The 19,819-nt window shown below is 40.8% G+C and carries 20 protein-coding genes; 10 read left to right on the top strand and 10 right to left on the bottom strand.

The window, feature by feature from the left end:
- The first annotated feature begins 13 nt into the window (after positions 1–13).
- The 4 genes from metN (at position 14) to L5B71_RS09545 (ending at position 3,384) form a co-directional block, all read left to right on the top strand.
- Positions 14–1,051 carry a methionine ABC transporter ATP-binding protein MetN gene (metN, locus tag L5B71_RS09560; RefSeq protein WP_265758142.1) on the top strand — a complete coding sequence of 346 codons (1,038 nt, stop codon included), beginning with the start codon at positions 14–16 and terminating at the stop codon, positions 1,049–1,051.
- Positions 1,041–1,730 (top strand): methionine ABC transporter permease, encoded by a 690-nt coding sequence (locus L5B71_RS09555; RefSeq protein WP_265758141.1) that lies wholly within the window; start codon positions 1,041–1,043, stop codon positions 1,728–1,730. Before metN ends, L5B71_RS09555 begins: the two co-directional genes overlap by 11 nt.
- 39 nt (positions 1,731–1,769) lie before the next feature.
- Positions 1,770–2,600 carry a MetQ/NlpA family lipoprotein gene (locus L5B71_RS09550; RefSeq protein ID WP_265758140.1) on the top strand — a complete coding sequence of 277 codons (831 nt, stop codon included), beginning with the start codon at positions 1,770–1,772 and terminating at the stop codon, positions 2,598–2,600.
- Positions 2,601–2,757: 157 nt separating this feature from the next.
- Positions 2,758–3,384 (top strand): YchE family NAAT transporter, encoded by a 627-nt coding sequence (locus L5B71_RS09545; protein WP_265758139.1) that lies wholly within the window; start codon positions 2,758–2,760, stop codon positions 3,382–3,384.
- A 73-nt stretch (positions 3,385–3,457) separates the two neighbouring features.
- Here the strand turns inward: L5B71_RS09545 and rpoD are convergent, their stop codons facing one another.
- The 3 genes from rpoD to rpsU all read right to left on the bottom strand — a co-directional run bounded on the left by rpoD (position 3,458) and on the right by rpsU (position 7,530).
- A complete protein-coding gene (gene rpoD / locus L5B71_RS09540; protein WP_442780753.1) occupies positions 3,458–5,326 on the bottom strand; it encodes an RNA polymerase sigma factor RpoD in 1,869 nt (622 codons plus the stop codon).
- A gap of 80 nt (positions 5,327–5,406) precedes the next feature.
- Positions 5,407–7,170, bottom strand: coding sequence for a DNA primase (dnaG, locus tag L5B71_RS09535; protein WP_265758137.1), 1,764 nt, complete (start codon positions 7,168–7,170; stop codon positions 5,407–5,409).
- A gap of 144 nt (positions 7,171–7,314) precedes the next feature.
- Positions 7,315–7,530, bottom strand: coding sequence for a 30S ribosomal protein S21 (gene rpsU, locus L5B71_RS09530; RefSeq protein ID WP_103853581.1), 216 nt, complete (start codon positions 7,528–7,530; stop codon positions 7,315–7,317).
- A 244-nt stretch (positions 7,531–7,774) separates the two neighbouring features.
- Here rpsU and tsaD point away from each other — a divergent pair, with 244 nt between their 5' ends.
- The 4 genes from tsaD to L5B71_RS09510 all read left to right on the top strand — a co-directional run bounded on the left by tsaD (position 7,775) and on the right by L5B71_RS09510 (position 10,632).
- Positions 7,775–8,806, top strand: coding sequence for a tRNA (adenosine(37)-N6)-threonylcarbamoyltransferase complex transferase subunit TsaD (tsaD, locus tag L5B71_RS09525; RefSeq protein ID WP_265758136.1), 1,032 nt, complete (start codon positions 7,775–7,777; stop codon positions 8,804–8,806).
- Between the two features lie 47 nt (positions 8,807–8,853).
- Entirely contained in the window at positions 8,854–9,087 is a 234-nt protein-coding gene (locus L5B71_RS09520; RefSeq protein WP_265758135.1) for a hypothetical protein, read from the top strand.
- Positions 9,088–9,112: 25 nt separating this feature from the next.
- Positions 9,113–9,694 carry a thymidine kinase gene (locus tag L5B71_RS09515; RefSeq protein ID WP_265758134.1) on the top strand — a complete coding sequence of 194 codons (582 nt, stop codon included), beginning with the start codon at positions 9,113–9,115 and terminating at the stop codon, positions 9,692–9,694.
- A 182-nt stretch (positions 9,695–9,876) separates the two neighbouring features.
- Positions 9,877–10,632: a class I SAM-dependent methyltransferase gene (locus L5B71_RS09510; protein ID WP_265758133.1), complete on the top strand. Its 756-nt coding sequence runs from the start codon at positions 9,877–9,879 to the stop codon at positions 10,630–10,632.
- A gap of 82 nt (positions 10,633–10,714) precedes the next feature.
- Here the strand turns inward: L5B71_RS09510 and fbaA are convergent, their stop codons facing one another.
- From fbaA to L5B71_RS09495, 3 genes are all read right to left on the bottom strand, one after another.
- Entirely contained in the window at positions 10,715–11,794 is a 1,080-nt protein-coding gene (fbaA, locus tag L5B71_RS09505) for a class II fructose-bisphosphate aldolase (RefSeq protein WP_265758132.1), read from the bottom strand.
- 80 nt (positions 11,795–11,874) lie between these two features.
- A complete protein-coding gene (locus L5B71_RS09500) occupies positions 11,875–13,044 on the bottom strand; it encodes a phosphoglycerate kinase (protein WP_265758131.1) in 1,170 nt (389 codons plus the stop codon).
- A gap of 158 nt (positions 13,045–13,202) precedes the next feature.
- Positions 13,203–13,943 carry a ribonuclease T2 family protein gene (locus tag L5B71_RS09495; RefSeq protein ID WP_265758130.1) on the bottom strand — a complete coding sequence of 247 codons (741 nt, stop codon included), beginning with the start codon at positions 13,941–13,943 and terminating at the stop codon, positions 13,203–13,205.
- A 73-nt stretch (positions 13,944–14,016) separates the two neighbouring features.
- Between L5B71_RS09495 and L5B71_RS09490 the strand changes: the two genes are divergently transcribed.
- A complete protein-coding gene (locus tag L5B71_RS09490) occupies positions 14,017–14,277 on the top strand; it encodes a YfhL family 4Fe-4S dicluster ferredoxin (protein ID WP_017806339.1) in 261 nt (86 codons plus the stop codon).
- A 4-nt stretch (positions 14,278–14,281) separates the two neighbouring features.
- On the opposite strand, the gene L5B71_RS09485 is transcribed toward L5B71_RS09490, so the two are convergent.
- Positions 14,282–15,328, bottom strand: coding sequence for a TrmH family RNA methyltransferase (locus L5B71_RS09485; RefSeq protein ID WP_265758129.1), 1,047 nt, complete (start codon positions 15,326–15,328; stop codon positions 14,282–14,284).
- A 173-nt stretch (positions 15,329–15,501) separates the two neighbouring features.
- Between L5B71_RS09485 and pssA the strand changes: the two genes are divergently transcribed.
- The gene (gene pssA, locus L5B71_RS09480; RefSeq protein WP_265758357.1) at positions 15,502–16,863 is read left to right on the top strand and encodes a CDP-diacylglycerol--serine O-phosphatidyltransferase; all 1,362 of its coding nucleotides are present in this window, start codon (positions 15,502–15,504) and stop codon (positions 16,861–16,863) included.
- Positions 16,864–16,961: 98 nt separating this feature from the next.
- Here pssA and L5B71_RS09475 read toward each other — a convergent pair whose 3' ends face one another.
- The 3 genes from L5B71_RS09475 to L5B71_RS09465 form a co-directional block, all read right to left on the bottom strand.
- Positions 16,962–17,423, bottom strand: coding sequence for a DMT family transporter (locus tag L5B71_RS09475; RefSeq protein WP_265758128.1), 462 nt, complete (start codon positions 17,421–17,423; stop codon positions 16,962–16,964).
- 96 nt (positions 17,424–17,519) lie between these two features.
- A complete protein-coding gene (locus L5B71_RS09470; RefSeq protein WP_265758127.1) occupies positions 17,520–18,188 on the bottom strand; it encodes an NAD(P)H-dependent oxidoreductase in 669 nt (222 codons plus the stop codon).
- Positions 18,189–18,331: 143 nt separating this feature from the next.
- Positions 18,332–19,645: an anaerobic C4-dicarboxylate transporter gene (locus L5B71_RS09465; protein WP_265758126.1), complete on the bottom strand. Its 1,314-nt coding sequence runs from the start codon at positions 19,643–19,645 to the stop codon at positions 18,332–18,334.
- Positions 19,646–19,819 lie beyond the last annotated feature (174 nt).

The raw sequence follows: 19,819 nt of genomic DNA, 5'->3' as shown, positions 1-19,819 counted from the left end.
TGAAAGGGCTTATATGATTAAGCTAGAAAACCTTAGTAAAATTTTTGACATTGCGGATAAAAAAATTACCGCACTTGATAATGTCAATCTTCAGGTTCCTAAAGGGCAAATTTGTGGCGTGATTGGCGCATCTGGCGCTGGGAAAAGCACGCTTATCCGTTGTGTAAACTTGTTGGAGCGCCCAACCAGTGGCTCAGTAATTGTAGATGGTAAAGAATTAACCCATTTATCCGACAGCCAGCTCATTCAAGAGCGCCGTAATATTGGTATGATTTTCCAACATTTCAATTTGCTCAGTTCTCGCACTGTCTATGGCAATATTGCTTTGCCATTAGAATTAACCGGTGAAAGCACAGCCAACATCAAACAAAAGGTGGAGGCGCTACTTTCCTTAGTTGGCTTAAATGAAAAGCGCGATGTCTATCCGGCTAATCTTTCAGGTGGACAAAAACAACGTGTTGCAATTGCCCGTGCTCTGGCGAGTGATCCGAAAGTATTACTCTGTGATGAAGCAACCAGTGCCTTAGATCCCGCCACTACGCAAGCGATTTTAAAATTATTAAAAGAAATCAACCGCACTTTAGGTATTACTATTTTATTAATTACGCACGAAATGGACGTGGTAAAACGTATTTGTGATCAAGTTGCTGTCATTGATAAAGGACAATTAGTTGAGCAGGGATCTGTGAGTGAGATTTTTTCTAATCCTAAAACGGAATTGGCACAGCAATTTATTAGTTCAACTTTTCATATTAATTTACCCGACGAATATTTGCAAAAATTATCACCAACACCAAAACATCCAAACGCTTGGCCTATTATTAAATTTGAATTTACCGGACGCTCTGTAGATGCCCCGCTGCTTTCTCAAGCCTCTAAACGTTTTGGGGTAGATTTAAGTATTTTAACCTCGCAAATCGATTATGCTGGTGGCGTGAAATTTGGTTTTACTATTGCTGAAGTAGCGGGTAATGAAGATGCAATTACGCAAGCTAAGGTTTATCTAATGGAAAATAATGTTCGTGTGGAGGTATTAGGTTATGTGGACTGAATTTAGTGCAGAGTTTTCACGCCAGCTTACTCCACAAGTTTGGCAGCTTATCGCTAATAGCTCATTTGAAACGGTTTATATGAGCCTTGTGGCAACATTTTTTGCCGTGCTATTTGGCTTACCACTGGGCATTATTACCTTCTTAACCAAAGAAGGACAAACCCTAAATAACAAAAAATTGAACCGCACTTTAGAAGTGATTATTAACGTAGGACGTTCTATTCCATTCATTATTTTATTATTCGATTTAATGCCTATCACGCGTTTCTTAGTTGGTACAACCTTAGGCACAACCGCGGCGATTATTCCATTAAGTGTTGCGGCATTACCATTTTATGCACGTTTAACAGTCAATGCCTTAGGCGATATTCCAACTGGTTTAACGGAAACCGCCAAAGCAATGGGAACAAACGTTTGGCAGTTGGTAACACGCTTTTATTTACCTGAAGCCTTGCCAATTCTAATTAAAGCAATGACGCTCACCTTAGTTACACTTATTGGTTATTCCGCAATGGCCGGTGCTGTGGGCGGTGGTGGTTTAGGTAACACCGCAATTTCTTTTGGATTGCACCGCAATATGCCTTATGTACTTTGGGTGTCTACTATTATCATCGTACTTATCGTAATGTTATGCGAAAAATACGGTAATAAATTAGCGAATCATTTCGATCATCGTTAATCTCAATATCAACTTAACTCACTAAAAAGGAAAGTAAAAATGAACTTCAAAAAATTATTCACTGTCGCAGCACTTTCATCAGTTTTAGCGCTAACTGCTTGTAAAGATGACAAGAAAACAGAAACCGCTGCTGCACAACCTACTACACAAAAAATTAAAGTTGGCGTAATGTCAGGCCCTGAACATCAGGTAGCTGAAATTGCAGCGAAAGTAGCCAAAGAAAAATATGGTTTAGATGTAGAATTCGTTGAGTTTAATGAATACTCATTACCAAATCCAGCAGTAAGCAACGGCGATTTAGATCTTAACGCAATGCAACACAAACCTTATCTTGATAAAGATTCACAAGAGCACGGCTATAAAAATCTTGTCATTGTGGGTAACACTTTTGTTTATCCATTAGCCGGTTATTCGAAAAAAATTAAAAACATTAGCGAGTTAAAAGATGGTGCGATCATCGCTGTACCAAATGATCCAAGTAACCTTGCGCGTGCATTAATTTTATTAGAAAAACAAGGATTAATTAAATTAAAAGATAACACTAACCTATTCGCAACATCTTTGGATATCGTAGAAAATCCGAAACATCTGCAAATTAAAGAAGTAGATACTTCAGTGGCGGCACGTGCGTTAGATGATGTGGATCTAGCTGTTGTGAACAATACTTATGCTAGTCAAGTGGGCTTAAATACTGAAGAACACGGCGTATTTGTGGAAGATAAAGATTCCCCTTATGTAAACATTATTGTTGCACGTGAAGACAACAAAGATAGCGATGCCGTGAAAAACTTCGTGAAAGCTTACCAAACTGATGAAGTGTATCAAGAAGCAGTAAAATACTTCAAAGACGGTGTAGTTAAAGGCTGGTAATCCGCTTCTTCCTTTCTGTGATCGCCCCTACTATTCAGGGGCGTTATTTTGGTTTCAGCTTGAGCATTTTCTTAACCAAAAACCCCCGCACTTTCCTTGTTGATTTGCTCAATCAATCCTATAATAACGATCCTATTTCCACTATTTCATTCTATTTATGGATCTCGCAATTTATATTCAATTTTTTGTCAGTCTTATTGCCTTGGTAAACCCGATTGGGGTTATTCCGATTTTTTATTCAATGACGACTGACCAAACACCCACTCAACAAAATCGCACAGGACTGATTACTTGCTTTTCTGTAACTGTGATTTTGTTGGTCAGTTTCTTCTTTGGCAATATGATTTTAGAAGCCTTTCACATTTCCATTAACTCTTTCCGCATTGCGGGAGGGATCTTGGTGGCAATGATTGCTCTCACAATGATTAACGGTAAAATCGGTGATCATAAAATCAATAAAGAAGAAAAAGCAGAAAACTTTGACGATTACAACAACATCGCCGTTGTGCCACTAGCAATGCCGATTATGGCCGGTCCTGGCTCAATCAGTGCAACCATCGTGTTTGGTTCAAATCAAAACACACTAATGGACTATGTTTATACATCTCTGACCATTGCTCTCTTTGGGCTATGCTGTTATATCCTACTACGCTACTCTGAACCGCTGATTAAGAAATTAGGTAAAACAGGCTCAAACGTTATCACCCGTATTATGGGGTTAATTTTGATGTCACTCGGCGTTGAAATTATTGTAGAAGGAATCAAAAATTTAAACTTGTTTTAAAAATAGAATATTTACACTCAATAAAAAGGGTTGCTTATTGTGCAACCCTTTTATTTTAAGTTTAAACAGATACTTATTCATCCAAAAAACTACGCAAAGTCTCTGAACGACTTGGATGGCGTAACTTTCGCAAGGCTTTGGCTTCAATTTGACGAATACGCTCACGTGTTACATCAAATTGCTTCCCAACTTCTTCAAGCGTATGGTCCGTGTTCATATCAATGCCAAAACGCATTCTTAGCACTTTTGCCTCTCTTGGCGTTAAGCCTTCTAGCACTTCGTGTGTAGCAGCTTTAAGGCTTTGTGCAGTGGCGGAGTCCAATGGCAACTCTAACGTGCTATCTTCAATAAAATCCCCTAAATGAGAGTCATCATCATCACCAATAGGCGTTTCCATCGAGATTGGCTCTTTAGCAATTTTTAGCACTTTGCGGATTTTATCTTCCGGCATTCCCATTCTTTCTGCTAATTCTTCTGGTGACGCCTCACGCCCCATTTCTTGCAACATTTGACGGGAAATGCGGTTCAATTTATTGATCGTTTCAATCATATGAACAGGGATACGAATGGTTCTGGCTTGATCGGCAATGGAGCGCGTAATAGCCTGGCGAATCCACCAAGTGGCATAAGTAGAAAATTTATAACCACGGCGATATTCAAATTTATCTACCGCTTTCATCAAGCCAATGTTGCCTTCTTGAATAAGATCCAAGAATTGTAAACCACGGTTGGTATATTTTTTCGCAATAGAGATGACCAAACGTAAGTTCGCTTCAACCATTTCTTTTTTCGCACGACGAGCTTTTAATTCACCTTGTGAAACCGCATCGCAAATATCTCTAATTTGACTAATTGTCAGTCCCGTATCTTGCTCAATAACGACAAGATTATCAATCGATTGACGAATTTGCTCTTCATATTGCGCTAATCTTTCTGACCAAGATTTACCTGCATTTAGTGCCTTTTGCAACCATACATCTTTAGTCTCATGCCCGATAAATTCTTTCTGAAAAGTGCCTTTTGGCATTTTTGCATTATCTACAGCCATTTTTTGAATTCGACGTTCTTGATGACGCACACGCTTCATCATATTACGCATAGACAGGACAATCTCATCGAATTGTTTCGGCACTAGGCGGAATTGAGTAAACACTTCTGCTAAAATTTGAATTTGATCACGTGCGACTTTTTTATGACGTCCATGCTTCGCAATTGTATCTAACGTTTTCTTATGCTGTGCTTTTAATGCTGCAAACCTTTCACGAGCCATTTCCGGATCGATGCTGTTATCAGAATCACTATCATCAGAAGAACTACTATCGTCATCTTCTTCATCTTCATCCTCTTCTACGATAATCTCTGATTTAACCGCTTCTTCGTCTTCATCATCTACAAGATGTACTTCATCATCTTCTTCCGTCGTCGCTTCGACGACTTCATTAGGATCTACAAAACCAGTAATCAAATCGGCTAAACGCATCCCTCCAGCTTCCACAAGGGCATACTTTGCTAATAAGTCATTTAATGCTTCAGGATAAGCTGCCACTGCTGTTTGAACTTCATTAATACCTTCTTCAATACGTTTAGCAATGTCAATTTCGCCTTCACGCGTTAAAAGCTCTACACTACCCATCTCGCGCATATACATCCGCACGGGATCAGTGGTTCGTCCTAATTCAGCCTCTACGCTAGATAACACTTGTGTAGCTTCTTCTACCGCATCTTCATCGGTGATATTTTCATTCAGCATCAAATCATCAGCATCCGGTGCTACATCTAGCACTTGGATACCCATATCATTAATCATTTGAATAATGTTGTCGATTTGCTCCTCATCCACAGATTCTGGCAAATGGTCATTCACTTCAGCATAGGTGAGATAACCTTGCTCTTTACCTTGTGCGATTAGCAATTCTAATTGAGATTGTGGATTTTGCTCCATATCCATATTATATATCCGCCTCGATGTGTAATTGTGGGAGATAAAATGACTTCAATTTTATCACCCTTATGTTGGATTAACTATTTATTTTGCTGTTTTTTCAATAATAATTGAGCAAGCACCTGCCTTTCTTGCTCATTTAGACCTTCTGTGCGCTCTTTTGCAATCAGCGTTTCGATATTTTTATCCATCAGCTGCAAATAAAAATAACGTAAGGTTTCACGAAATGTTTCTTCGATTTTATCCTCATCGACTAAATGATCCCACACGGCAAGAATTTCAAGGGGGCGAAAATGTTCCGTATCACGATAATGTTCCAAAATTTGTGCGGTGGTAATGCCCACACGCTCACGACAAAGTGCGGTGATTTTTTCAAATAAATCTAGCCCAGCTTCCTTCAGGACTGATAAAACGCTTAAATTTTCTGGCACAATTTGGATCAATTCGGGATTTTGTAACAACAATGCAATCAATACCCGCATTGGCGTACGTTTCACCACATTTTGTTTAGGCAATGATGAACTATTTTCTTTTTGTGCAGGGATTAAATGCTCTATCTGTGATTCATTAAAAATGCCCAATTTTTGTGCTAAAAGCTGACGCAATGATAAACGCAGCAATTGGCCCGGAATGCGGTTAATCAATGGCACAGCAAGAGCGGCTAGTTTTCCTTTGCCTTCTTTACTCGAAAAATCCACCTGCGAACTTAGGGTAGAAAACAGAAAATCGCTTAATGGCTGTGCCTGACGAATATAGTCCTCAAATCCTTCTTTGCCATATTGGCGAATAAAGGTATCGGGGTCTTCCCCATCTGGCAGAAAAATAAACTTAATTTGTCGCCCATCTTCTAAAAAAGGCAGTGCATTTTCCAACGCACGCCACGCTGCATCACGCCCTGCACGGTCCGCATCGTAACAACAAATCAGTTGTTCAGTGGAACGAAACGCAAGCTGAATTTGCTCCGGTGTTGTGGCTGTACCCAATGACGCCACAGCATAATCCACGCCAAATTGAGCCAGCGCCACAACGTCCATATAGCCTTCCACCACGAGTAACATTTCAGGACTGTCATTTACTTGTAATGCTTCAAACAAACCATAAAGCTCATTACCTTTGTGGTAGGTCATACTTTCTGGTGAATTCAGATATTTCGGTTTTTCATCACCCAGCACCCGTCCACCAAAAGCAATGGTTCGCCCACGGCGATCACGAATAGGAAACATAAGACGATTGCGAAAACGATCGTAAACATCTTGCTTTTCATTACGCGATAACATTCCCACATCAAACAATTTTTGCCGCTCTTCTTGACTGCGACCAAACTGATTTAACACGCCATTAAACTGATTCGGCGAAAAGCCGATTTGAAAACGTTCAATCACATCAGTGGATAAACCACGTTTTTGCACATAGGATTGTGCAGGAATATTGTGCGAAAGCTGCTGATGATAAAACGCCGCAATCTCTTGCATTAGCTGGTAAAGATCTTTCTTGGTACGATAATTGGCTTGCTGCTTGCCCTTACTCTCAAAGTGCGGTGATTTTTCGTAAGGAATTTCTAAGCCCAAATGATTCGCCAGTTCTTCCACAGCCTCGATAAATTCCAGTTTTTCATATTCCATTAAAAAGCTGATAGCATTACCGTGCGCATGGCAGCCAAAGCAATGGTAAAACTGTTTTTTCGGACTGACAGTAAAGGAAGGTGTTTTCTCGTGATGAAAAGGACAACAAGCCTGATATTCGCGCCCAGCCTTTTTCAGCTTCACCCGTGAATTAATCAATTCGATAATATCTGTTTTGGCGAGAATATCATCAATAAATGAACGTGGAATATGACCTGCCACAATAATTTCCCCTCATTTCAATCAATGCAGATTTTGAAAGACATACCTAAGATAATAAGAAATGACGCAGGTAAAAACAACAAAACCGTGATTCCAAAAGGTTTCACGGCCTGCTTAACTCGAGTTTAATTAAAAAATTTTTAATTAGTATAAACGTACGTTACGTGCATTTTCACGAGCAACACGTTTTGCGTGGCGTTTAGCACGAGTTGCGTTTTCACGTTTACGAATTGTTGTTGGTTTTTCGTAAAATTCACGGCTACGAACTTCCGCTAAGATTCCCGCTTTTTCACAAGCGCGTTTGAAACGACGTAATGCTACGTCAAATGATTCATTTTCACGAACTTTAATTACCGGCATAAGCCATCACCTCAATATGGATTAATATTTTGCAAAATTTAGACCGTTTCGTTTTGATAAACGGCTTATTTAAATTAATAAGGGTCGCAATTTTAATTCAAATTAATAGCAAAAGCAAAGAAAAGATCCAATTTTTGTTGAAATTGTACCTCTCTCTAAAAGGAAAAATCATCGCCAACTGGTGAAAATACAATAAACAGGGTAAAATCACCCGAGTTTTTCCCATATAAAAAAGAGAGAAAAAATGCGAATTTTAGGCATTGAAACATCTTGTGATGAAACTGGTGTGGCGATTTATGATGAAAATAATGGGCTTATCGCCAACCAACTTTACACCCAAATTGCGTTACACGCCGATTATGGTGGTGTTGTGCCAGAATTAGCTTCGCGCGATCACATTCGTAAAACTGCGCCCCTTATCCAAGCGGCATTGCAAGAAGCCAATTTATCAGCGCAAGACATTGACGGCATTGCCTATACTTGCGGGCCGGGCTTAGTGGGCGCATTATTGGTAGGCTCAACCATTGCGCGTTCCCTTGCCTATGCGTGGAATGTACCCGCTATTGGTGTTCACCATATGGAAGGACATTTGCTCGCGCCAATGTTAGAACAAAATGCACCGCACTTTCCTTTTGTCGCCTTACTTGTTTCAGGTGGGCATACTCAGCTTGTACGCGTAGATCGCGTAGGGCAATATGAAGTGCTAGGTGAAAGCATTGATGATGCAGCAGGCGAAGCTTTCGATAAAACCGCAAAATTGCTCGGTTTAGACTACCCTGGCGGCGCAGCCTTAGCACGCTTAGCGGAAAAAGGCACGCCAAATCGCTTTAGCTTTCCGCGTCCAATGACTGATCGCCCTGGGTTAGATTTCAGTTTTTCCGGTTTAAAAACCTTCGCGGCAAACACCATCAATCAAGCAATTAAACAAGAAGGCTCGCTTACTGAACAAACCAAAGCGGATATTGCTTATGCTTTCCAACAAGCAGTAGTGGAAACCTTAGTGATTAAATGTCGTCGTGCTTTGAAAGAAACGGGCTTTAAACGCTTAGTGATCGCAGGCGGTGTAAGTGCTAATCAACAGTTGCGCCAAGCCTTGAGCGAATTAATGGCACAACTAAATGGCGAAGTGTTTTATCCACAACCGCAATTTTGTACCGACAACGGTGCAATGATTGCCTACACAGGCTTTTTACGTCTGAAACACGGTGAACACTCTCCCTTAGAAATTGAAGTGAAACCACGCTGGGCAATGACTGAACTAAACGAAATAAAATAAGCTAGGCGAAATTAAACAAGCTGAGTGAAATAGAACAAGGATCATTTATGCAAAATCAACAATCTAACGCAATGCGTGCAGCTGGGATCGGCTGCGTTCTTATGCTTCTCCTTATCGCCTTCGCCTTGATCAAACTCCCTACCGTACAGGTGATGGATTACCTTACTCTTGCAGGGCAATGGGTAGGGCAAGGCACAACCGTTGGCATTTTAATGCTCGCCACATTGCCCCCGCTAACTGGGTTTGTGTTTTACTTGATTTGGAAATGGCTAACAAAATAACCGCACTTTACTATGGCTAATTACTATGGCTAAACTTTATTTTTACTATTCTACGATGAATGCAGGGAAATCTACCACTCTGCTGCAGTCGGATTACAACTACCGCGAACGGCAAATGAATACGCTGGTTTACACCGCAGCGATTGATGATCGCTTTGGCGTGGGCAAAGTGACTTCGCGCATTGGCATTAGCCAGCAAGCGAAATTATTCCATAAAGAAACGGATCTTTTTGCCGAAATAGTGCTGCATCTTGAACAAGAAAAACTACATTGTATTTTGGTGGACGAAGCACAATTTCTCACCAAAAAGCAAGTTTATCAGCTCAGTGATGTGGTGGATAAATTACACATTCCTGTACTGTGTTATGGCCTGCGCACGGATTTTCAAGCAGAATTATTTGAAGGCAGCCGATACTTACTGGCTTGGGCCGATCAGCTGGAAGAATTAAAAACTATCTGCCATTGTGGTCGCAAAGCTAATTTCGTACTGCGTTTAAATGATCAAGGCAAAGTTGTCAAAGACGGCGCACAAATTCAAATTGGCGGCAATAATCACTACGTTTCCGTATGTCGCCGCCATTACAAAGAAAAAATTGAACAGGCGTAACATTCACCATTTTTGCACCGCACTTTTCACTCAACGTTTGCAAATGTAGGCGCGTTCCTATGCGTGCGTCCGATTGGGCTATCGACACGGGCGGACACATCGATCCGTAGAGCCATAAAAGGCAATTTTATTTCATCATAAAAGCTGATATATTGAGTCAAGTATTGAAATAAGGAGTCAGAATGAAAAAAGAAGAAATGGGACATAATTTTCTTGCTCGATTAGGCAAAACTCGCTTACGCCCTGGTGGTCGTAAAGCTACAGAATGGCTGATTGCTAACGGCGATTTCAACGCCAATAAAAAAGTGTTAGAAGTGGCGTGTAATATGGGCACAACCGCCATTGATCTAGCCAGCAAATTCGGCTGTCATATCGAAGGCGTGGATCTTGATGAAAATGCCTTAGAGAAAGCAAGAAAAAATATCGCTGAAAAAGGGCTACAAGATAAAATTCACGTTCAACGTGCCAATGCAATGAAATTGCCGTTTGCCGATAATAGCTTTGATATTGTGATTAATGAAGCAATGCTCACGATGTTGCCTGTTGAAGCGAAAATCAAAGCAGTTCGCGAATATTATCGCGTTCTCAAACCCAACGGTTTTTTGCTCACTCACGATGTAATGCTCACCACAGACAATGCGGAAGAAGTAATCCAACAGCTACGCGATGCCATTAACGTTACCGTTACACCATTAAGCAAACAGGGTTGGAAATCCGTTTTCTTAGATGCTGGATTCCGCAACGTAGAAACCTATTCAGGGGATATGACGTTGCTCTCGCCAACGGGAATGATTTATGACGAAGGCATATTAGGTACAGCGAAAATTATCCGCAATGCGTTAAAAGCAGAAAACCGCCCAACATTTAAAAAAATGTTCAAGGTTTTCAATGATCCAAATAAACAACTGTACTTTATTGCCTTATGTAGCCAAAAATAACTAGCCTTATCACTAGAATACATAAAAAAATAACCGCACTTATAATTCTGTAAAGTGCGGTTAGTATTCTCATAATATTTTCTTATAACACATCAACGCAGTTTAAATCTTGGAAAGATTTTTCTAAGCGTTTAGACATTGATTCTTCAGATTTGCGTAACCAAACACGTGGATCGTAGTATTTTTTGTTTGGTGCGTCTTCACCCTCTGGGTTACCAAGCTGACCTTGAAGATAAGCTTCGTTGGCTTTATAGAAGTTTAAGATACCTTCCCAAGCTGCCCATTGTGTATCTGTATCAATGTTCATTTTCACTGCGCCGTAGCTGATTGCTTCACGGATTTCTTCAGTTGATGAACCTGAACCGCCGTGGAAAACGAAATCTAATGATTTTGGTGGAAGACCGCGCTCTTTAGAAACAAATTCTTGCGAAGCACCTAAAATTGAAGGTTTTAATTTCACGTTACCTGGTTTGTAAACACCGTGCACGTTACCAAATGCCGCAGCAATGGTGAAACGTGGACTTACTGGGTTTAATTGATCGTAAACGTAAAGCACGTCTTCAGGTTGGGTATATAAACGAGATTCATCAACATCAGAGTTATCTACGCCGTCTTCTTCACCACCTGTGATACCGATTTCAATTTCAAGGGTCATTCCCATTTTGCTCATACGCGCAAGGTATTCACGACAGATAGCCATATTTTCTTCCATTGGCTCTTCAGAGAGATCGATCATATGAGATGAAAAAAGCGGTTTACCCGTCTGTGCAAAGTGTTTTTCACCAGCATCTAATAAACCGTCAATCCAAGGTAACAATTTTTTTGCAGCATGATCAGTATGCAGGATAACTGGTACACCATATTCTTCAGCTAATTCATGTACATGTTTTGCACCTGCTACAGCACCTAATACATCAGGACGAGCACCAGTTGTCGGTTTAATCCCCTTTCCAGCATAGAATTGTGCACCACCGTTAGAGAATTGAATAATTACTGGTGCTTTAACACGTGCTGCGGTTTCTAATACAGCATTGACGGAATCTGTACCCACACAGTTTACTGCAGGAAGAGCGAAGTTGTGCTCTTTTGCATAGTTAAAGATTTTTTGAACATCATCACCAGTCACAACACCTGGTTTCACAATGTCTAATAATTTTGCCATTTTTCTGTTTCCTATTGTTATGTTAAGAGGTTTTCCGTATAAAAAGGGCGCACTAGTTAACCACGCCCAACATCATTTAATTAGTTTTTCGCACGTTTTTCTAAAATTTCAACGGCTGGTAACACTTTGCCTTCTACGAATTCTAAGAATGCACCGCCACCGGTTGAAATGTAAGAGATTTTATCTTTGATACCGAATAAATCGATCGCTGCAAGGGTATCACCACCTCCCGCTATAGAGAACGCACCGTTTTGTGTTGCTTCCACAATGGCATCTGCCACTACTTTTGTACCATTACGGAAGTTAGGGAATTCAAACACGCCCACTGGCCCATTCCAAAGAATGGTTTTTGCACTTCTAATGATTTTCGCTAATTCTTCCGCTGATTTTTCACCAATATCAAAAATAGACTCATCCGCTTTAATATCATCAACAGATTTTTCAACCGCCGGCGCGGTTTCAGAGAATTCTAAGCCTACACGCACATCTGTTGGCACTGGGATTTGTGTTGCTTTCGCTAAGCGTTGCGCTTCAGGGATTAAATCTGCTTCGTATAAAGATTTACCCACATCTTTGCCTTCTGCAGCGATAAAGGTGTTGGCAATACCGCCACCGACGATCAGTTGATCTGCTACTTTAGAAAGAGAATCTAACACAGTTAATTTGGTTGATACTTTTGAACCACCTACAATAGCTAACATTGGACGTTGTGGCTCTTTTAATGCTTTGCCTAAGGCATCTAATTCCGCTGCTAATAATGGGCCTGCACAAGCGATTGGGGCAAATTCTGCCACGCCATGGGTTGACGCTTGCGCACGGTGTGCGGTACCAAACGCATCCATCACAAAGACATCGCAAAGTGCGGCGTATTTTTTACCTAATTCTGGATCGTTTTTCTTTTCGCCTTTGTTGATACGTACGTTTTCAAGCACAACGATTTCACCATCATTGACTTCTACGCCATCTAAATAATCCTGCGCTAAACGCACGTTAAAACCTGCGTCTTTTAAATAATTGACCACCGGCTGGAGGGAATCTTCAGGTTTAAATTCGCCTTCTGTTGGACGACCTAAGTGAGAGGTAACCATCACTTTCGCACCTTTTTCAAGGGCAAGTTTTAAGGTTGGAATGGTTGCTTGAATACGTGCATCAGACGTTACTTTACCATCTTTTACAGGTACATTCAGGTCTGCACGAATAAATACACGTTTACCTGCTAAATCTAGGTCGGTCATTTTAATTACTGACATAATTTACCCTCTTTATATAGTTTAAAAATAAATAGAACTGCTTGCATTATACCTAGTTCAAGCTAGATTGTAACTGGTTTAGATCAAATTATCCGCGGGATTTTTTTCATTCTCAAAAATAATAGATCTTTCAACACGCTAAATCGAGCCAAATTCCTCTAGTGCGGACAATCCATCACTTGCCACTGCAAATCATAGCAAATAAATAATTCATTATGGCTTGCGCCCAAATACGCACCTTTCAGTTGTGGGTTATGTTTTTTCAACCAAGTAAACAATGCTTTACGCGGCAAATTGCGATCAGGCAAATTAAAAGTGCGGTATAAATTTTGCTGTTTTTCAAAATAAGCGCTGGCACTTTTGAAAGCGCAAGCACCGTGCTTTTCCCATTCTCCTTGCAATAAATTCGCACTCGGACTCTCTGCGAGATAAGGCTTAATTACCGCAGGATCGACCATCGGCAAATCACCTTGGCAAAAGCGAGGATGATCACTGACCGAACGGGCATTGGCATTTTGTGGCCATAAGCCGTGGATCACCCAGCCATATTGCTGCGTGCCACATTGGCTCATTAAAGATTGCGGCAAGTTTCCGTTGTAACGTTCTTTTTGCGCTTGGCAAAATCCCGGCGACCAAGACAATGCCAGCATATAATAATCCACCGGTGCGTTTTTATTTTGCCCAATAGCATCATCGCGCATTATGTAATCATAATTCTCACCAAGTGGTGCTTGTGTATTTTGTTGCGTTGGCGTTTTTGCTTGATTTTGTTGAGATTGCGCTGTAGGTTCTGGTTTATGCGTTTTTTCGGCAGGTTGAAAATAATTCCAAATCAATGCAATACCTGCAATGATTAATGTGCCTAAAAAAGAAAGTCCTTTCGTGTTATTCTTGTTCATTTTGCTTTGCCTATTTAATTTTCCTTGCCGATTCTTTATAATCTCGCCCTTTCAATCATTTTATGGGGAAATTATGGCACTTTTAATTACAGATAAATGCACAAATTGCGATATGTGCTTGCCAGAATGCCCGAATGATGCCATTTCCGTGGGTGATGACATTTATGTGATTGACCCCAATCTTTGCACAGAATGTGTGGGGCATTACGATACCCCAACTTGCCAAAAAGTTTGCCCGATCACCAACTGCATTAAGCCCGATCCCGAGCATCAAGAAAGCGAAGCTCAATTGTGGGAACGCTTTGTGTTAATTCATCATTCTGATCAGTTATAACGATTTAAAGGGTTTTCTCCACCCATTTTGCCAATAGCACGCCCGCTGCCACCGCAACATTCAAGCCCGCTTTCAGCGGATTGGCAAGGGACAAATTCACTACTTCATCGTGATTTTTTGCCAAATTTTCACCCGCACTTTCGCTTAAAACAAGGACCACTTTATCACTTAATTTCAGCTGAGCGAAAGGCTTGGCTTGCTTGCTTTGGCTTAAATGTATGATTTGATAGCCTTTCTCACGCAATTTTTCTAACGCCCACTCACTGCTGTCGGCAAGCAAAGTATGCACATATTCCACGCCGCCTTCTGCCACACGCATTGCTGCGGCAGAATTTAGCAAATCTGCTTCACTTAACACTAAACCTTTCACGCCATAAACTGCACAAGTTCGCACGATCCCGCCAATATTATGGGCGTTATGCACATTATCAAGTAAGATCAACGCATCTTTTTCACGCGGAATATCCAAATAACCGTTCAACGTAAAATGACGTGGCTTTTTCACCAACATACAAATGCCGTTATGATGTTCTGTGCCGCTCACAAGTGCAAGCTCTTTGCTATCGACAACGTGATAGACTTTTTTATTCGCCGCTAAATAGCTAAATAACTCGCCCACACGGTGCGCCATTTCCACGGTTGTCCACACGCGAACAATGCTTTCTGGGCGCTCTGTAAATAACGCAAGGCAAGTATTTTCGCCATACACTTTCATTTCTTCTGCGCGATTTTTCTTAATTTTTTCTGGCGCACGTGGGGAAAGTGGCCCTGTTTTTTTCTGTTTTTCTTTCACACCAGTGCTTTTTATCACCACTTTCACATTCGCTGTACCACGCGCATTTCCCATCATTAATTCTGTGCGTTGTTGCACTTTTTCAGCGGATTTTGTAGGCGTTCTTTCACGCGAGAAAGTGCGTTTGTCGTCCTTTTTGCCACGCGAAGAGTGAGGGGAAAAGTGCGGTGCTTTTTTATCTTGTTTTTCGCCAGAATAGCGCTCATTGAAACGTTTGGTGGAATCTGCTTGCTGGAAAGTCGGTTTTTTTGCGTTCATTTTATATTGCCAAATTGTGATAAAAATGGGAAAAGTGGGCGAATTTTCACCGCACTTTGTAAGAAATTGAATGCATTATAGCGAAAAAATATCTTTTTTCTACCAAGCTAAGAAGTAAATATTGTAAACTACAAGGCTCAAAAAATGGATTATCAAAATTAGAGTAAAAAATGATGTTGATAAATAAAACGAAAAGGGCTGAAGAAAATTTGCAAGCTTTACCGAGTTTGGCACTACAACCATCGCAAATTGATTTTCTTCATCACCCTGCGGAATTTAAGCAACAAATTATCCAGCTGATTCGTGAAGCAAAAACACGCATTTATATCACCGCACTTTATTGGCAAAATGATGAAGCGGGGCTAGAAATTTTAAATGAAGTTTTTGCCGCCAAAAAACGTAATCCTGAGCTTGAGGTGAAAATTTTTGTCGATTGGCATCGCGCACAACGTAATTTGCTTGGCGCAGAAAAATCTGCTACCAACGCCGATTGGTACTGCGAACAACGTGCTATTCATCAATATAGTGAACACGCCCATTTGTTTTTCGGTGTGCCAGTAAATACGCGCGAAGTATTTGGCGTGTTGCATATTAAAGGCTTTATTTTTGATGATACCTTGTTATACAGTGGGGCGAGCATTAATAATGTGTATTTGCAACAAAATGAAAAATACCGTTACGATCGTTATCACAAAATCACTCATTCAGCCCTTGCGGATTCAATGGTGAATTTCCTGCAGCAGTATTTACTGAGCAATCAAGCGGTGCTACCGTTAGATAGTTCTAATCGCCCAAAAACAAAAGAAATTCGTCAGCATATTCGCGCTTTCCGTAAAGGCTTGGCTGCGGATGGGCAATATAAGTTTGGGAACGAAGAAAATTCTCGCTTAAAAATCACCCCACTTTTTGGCTTAGGCGGTGGTGCAAACCTGCTTAATCGTACAATTGAAGATCTTTTCCAGATCGTGCAAGAAAAATTGGTGATCTGTACACCATATTTTAATTTTCCACGTCCATTACAACAAAAAATCCGCCGTTTATTACAAAAAGGCAAGCATATTGAAATTATCGTGGGCGACAAAACCGCCAACGATTTTTACATACCCCCTTCACAACCTTTCAAAATGGTAGGTGCACTACCTTATTTATATGAAAGTAATTTACGCCGTTTCAGCCAAAAATTTGAACCCCAAATTAATCAAGGTCAGCTTGTCATTCGCACTTGGAAAGACGGCGATAACAGCTATCACCTAAAAGGCGTGTGGGTGGATGATAGCCATATTTTATTAACAGGCAACAATCTCAACCCACGCGCTTGGCGTTTAGATGCAGAAAATGGCTTGCTCATTCAAGACCCAATCCAACAACTGCAACCGCAAGTGCAACAAGAGTTAGGCCGTATCCGCCAACACACCACCCTGCTAAAACACTACACGGAACTGGACGAACTCTCACAATACCCAGAATCTGTACAAAAGCTCCTGAAAAAATTCGCCCGCATTAACGCGGATAAATTGGTGAAGATGATTTTGTAATATTTCTGCTATAACGCTAGAGCGGACTTAGGTCCGCTATAAATAGAAGCTTAAGCAAGGTTCAGCTACTCTTTCTAACATAAAAAAGGCATTAAAATCTAACCAAATAATCTCTTACCAAAGAAAAACAGTACTAAACCTAATCCCATAAATACAAAGCCAATGAGTTGCCAGATTTGAATTGGACGAATAGCCATTCCGATTAAACCAAAATGGTCAATGATTGCAGCGGCGATAAGTTGCCCTACAATAATAAAAAATAGCATATTAGTTACGCCCATTTTCGGTGCAAGAAAGATAGTAGTAAATACCACTAATGCACCAAGAGGCCCACCAATCAGTTTCCATAACGGTTGTTTTGGCACTTGTTGCAAAGCCGTGAAAAGATCGGCTTTCCACCAGCAGATGAAAAAGAGCAGTAATGTTCCTGTTGCGAAGGAAATTAAGGCGGCAACAACAGGTTGCCCCATTAATGAACCGGCAAGTTGGCTGTTAATGGCGGCTTGCGTGGCAAGGGCAACACCGGCGCATAGTGCGATAAGGATAAATGAAATTAACATAATTGTTCCGAGATTTTTTAGAAAATAAAAGTTGAGAAATTTACACTGCACTTTGTCTTTGCGAAACCTAAAGTGCGGTGCGATTTTTGGGGATTTTTACTTCACCCATTCCACCACGTTATCAAAGGCTTGACGTGTTTTTTCTCTTGGTTCGTTTAGGCGGTAGCCAAAGGCTGCCATTACGCTGAGTTTGTATTCGTCTGAGTTGTATAAGCCTTCTGCCACCAATAAATCATTCATTTTTTCCAGTGGGAAGCCTTCAATCGGTGTGCTGTCAATGCCGATCATTGCAGCGCTGGTGAGCATATTGCCCAATGCGATATAACTTTGGCGGCACGCCCAGTTGTAAAACGCCACAGGGTTTTCAGTTAGGGCAAAATCTTTTTCGGTGAAGTTGCGGTAGAAACCTTGACGCAGTTTGAGTGCATCTTCAGGGATATGATGCACATCACGCATAATATGCGGAACGTATTCGCCATCAGCTAAAAGGGTTTGTGGTTGGCGAACCAAAATCACTACAAAATGGCTACAATCCATAATCTTATCTTTCGCACCCCAAGCGTTATCACGAATTAATTCTTTAATATGCTGATTTTCAATGACTAAGAATTTCCACGGCTCAAAACCGAATGAGCTCGGTGAAAGACGGGCGGTTTCAAGGATAAAACGAAAATCTTCATCACTGATTTTCTTGCTGGGATCATATTGTTTGCACGCGTGGCGGAAATGGTAAGCATCAAGAATTTGTTGTTTTGAAATAGTCATTGTTATTTTCCTTTTGTTCTATCCGGTAGCAATATTATGCGGAAGTTTGGCTAGGAATGCCATAGCTAACTTTTTATATAAGAATGCAGGCATAAAAAAACTGGGAGCAATGCCCCCAGTTGAGAGATAAAGTGCGGTAAAAATTACAGCAGAATATTGGCGAATAATAAGCCAAAGGCAAGGCTGAACGCCATACTCAATAAGCCTGGCAACATAAAGCTGTGGTTAAAGATAAATTTACCAATGCGTGTTGTGCCGGTAGTATCAAAATCAATGGAAGCAATGATTGGACCGTAGTTTGGAATGAAGAAGTAACCATTTACGGCCACAAATACCCCGATTAACACTGGAGCGGGAATGCCCAATGCAATACCGAGAGGGAATAAAGTTGCAACGGTCGCCCCTTGGCTATTTACTAAAACAGACAGTAAAAATAATGCGATTGCAAACGTCCAAGGTGCTGTTTCGACAAGAACTTTTACACTTTCCTTTACTTCAGCTATATGAGCTTGCATTAAGGTATCGCCTAACCATGCAATACCGAAAATTGCGATTACCGCACGCATACCCGCGTGAAATACTGATCCCTGTGTAATGGCGTTGCCGTTTGGCTTACAAGTTAAGATGATTAATGCCCCCACCGTAAGCATTACGATTTCAATAGTGTGTGCCATTCCCATGGCTTTACCATCAAAGGCTGGGCGTAAGCTTGGGAACGCCCCCATTAACACCACAAGTAAGGCACCAAACAGGAATAATCCTACAGACAATTTCGCAGTTGGTTTTAATTGAATATTGTCTGGAGTTACGTCTGTATGATTTTCTTTTACATAGTCTGGATCTTGTAATAAGCGTTGATAATTTGGGTCATCTTTTAATTCTTTACCCATTTTATTGACAAATACACAAGCAAAAGCTAAGCCTAAGATGGTTGATGGTATTGTTACCATTAACACATCGCCGAGATGAATACCTTGAGGCTCTAAGAAAGCCACCACAGCAACTACTGCCGCCGCAATTGGGCTGGCAACAATTGCAAATTGTGAAGCAATTACTGCCATTGAAAGTGGGCGCTCAGGACGCACACCATTGTGGCGACTTACTTCAGCAATGACAGGCAATACAGAGTAAGCAACGTGACCTGTGCCTGCTAATACGGTAAATGTCCACGTTACCGCTGGTGCAATAAAGGTGATATATTTGGGGTGTTTACGCAAAATGTTGGTAGCAATTTTGATCATATAATCTAGTCCACCTGCAGCTTGCATTGCTGCAGCGGCAGAAACTACCGCCATAATCATAAACATTACATCAATTGGCAAACCTGCTGGTTGTAAACCAAAACCGAAAGAGAGAATGGCAAGCCCTACGCCCCCCATTACCCCTAAACCGATACCACCAATACGGGCACCAATCAAAATGCACACTAAAACAATGGCAAATTGGATAAAAAACATAATCTAACCTCTTATAAAAGTATGTCTCACCTATATTTCTCTTTAAAAAAGAAAATAGATGATAAAAAAAGAAAATAACCTCTTATTGAATAGGGAAATAATAATAGCAATAAACTAGAATAATCGCTATATAAGATATAACTGTTTTTATCTATTGATTGATTTAAAATAAAT

This window comes from Avibacterium sp. 21-586, from assembly GCF_026226775.1.
In the GTDB taxonomy this organism is placed as follows: Bacteria; Pseudomonadota; Gammaproteobacteria; order Enterobacterales; family Pasteurellaceae; genus Avibacterium.
This window is presented reverse-complemented; position numbering and strand designations above follow the sequence as displayed.

Excerpts from the sequence above, each read along its gene's own strand:
- metN (WP_265758142.1), top strand. The coding sequence starts at position 14 with ATGATTAAGCTAGAAAACCTTAGTAAAATTTTTGACATTGCGGATAAA.
- L5B71_RS09555 (WP_265758141.1), top strand. The coding sequence starts at position 1,041 with ATGTGGACTGAATTTAGTGCAGAGTTTTCACGCCAGCTTACTCCACAA.
- L5B71_RS09550 (WP_265758140.1), top strand. The coding sequence starts at position 1,770 with ATGAACTTCAAAAAATTATTCACTGTCGCAGCACTTTCATCAGTTTTA.
- L5B71_RS09545 (WP_265758139.1), top strand. The coding sequence starts at position 2,758 with ATGGATCTCGCAATTTATATTCAATTTTTTGTCAGTCTTATTGCCTTG.
- rpoD (WP_442780753.1), bottom strand. The coding sequence starts at position 5,326 with ATGGAGCAAAATCCACAATCTCAATTAGAATTGCTAATCGCACAAGGT.
- rpsU (WP_103853581.1), bottom strand. The coding sequence starts at position 7,530 with ATGCCGGTAATTAAAGTTCGTGAAAATGAATCATTTGACGTAGCATTA.
- tsaD (WP_265758136.1), top strand. The coding sequence starts at position 7,775 with ATGCGAATTTTAGGCATTGAAACATCTTGTGATGAAACTGGTGTGGCG.
- L5B71_RS09520 (WP_265758135.1), top strand. The coding sequence starts at position 8,854 with ATGCAAAATCAACAATCTAACGCAATGCGTGCAGCTGGGATCGGCTGC.
- L5B71_RS09515 (WP_265758134.1), top strand. The coding sequence starts at position 9,113 with ATGGCTAAACTTTATTTTTACTATTCTACGATGAATGCAGGGAAATCT.
- L5B71_RS09510 (WP_265758133.1), top strand. The coding sequence starts at position 9,877 with ATGAAAAAAGAAGAAATGGGACATAATTTTCTTGCTCGATTAGGCAAA.
- fbaA (WP_265758132.1), bottom strand. The coding sequence starts at position 11,794 with ATGGCAAAATTATTAGACATTGTGAAACCAGGTGTTGTGACTGGTGAT.
- L5B71_RS09500 (WP_265758131.1), bottom strand. The coding sequence starts at position 13,044 with ATGTCAGTAATTAAAATGACCGACCTAGATTTAGCAGGTAAACGTGTA.
- L5B71_RS09495 (WP_265758130.1), bottom strand. The coding sequence starts at position 13,943 with ATGAACAAGAATAACACGAAAGGACTTTCTTTTTTAGGCACATTAATC.
- L5B71_RS09490 (WP_017806339.1), top strand. The coding sequence starts at position 14,017 with ATGGCACTTTTAATTACAGATAAATGCACAAATTGCGATATGTGCTTG.
- L5B71_RS09485 (WP_265758129.1), bottom strand. The coding sequence starts at position 15,328 with ATGAACGCAAAAAAACCGACTTTCCAGCAAGCAGATTCCACCAAACGT.
- pssA (WP_265758357.1), top strand. The coding sequence starts at position 15,502 with ATGTTGATAAATAAAACGAAAAGGGCTGAAGAAAATTTGCAAGCTTTA.
- L5B71_RS09475 (WP_265758128.1), bottom strand. The coding sequence starts at position 17,423 with ATGTTAATTTCATTTATCCTTATCGCACTATGCGCCGGTGTTGCCCTT.
- L5B71_RS09470 (WP_265758127.1), bottom strand. The coding sequence starts at position 18,188 with ATGACTATTTCAAAACAACAAATTCTTGATGCTTACCATTTCCGCCAC.
- L5B71_RS09465 (WP_265758126.1), bottom strand. The coding sequence starts at position 19,645 with ATGTTTTTTATCCAATTTGCCATTGTTTTAGTGTGCATTTTGATTGGT.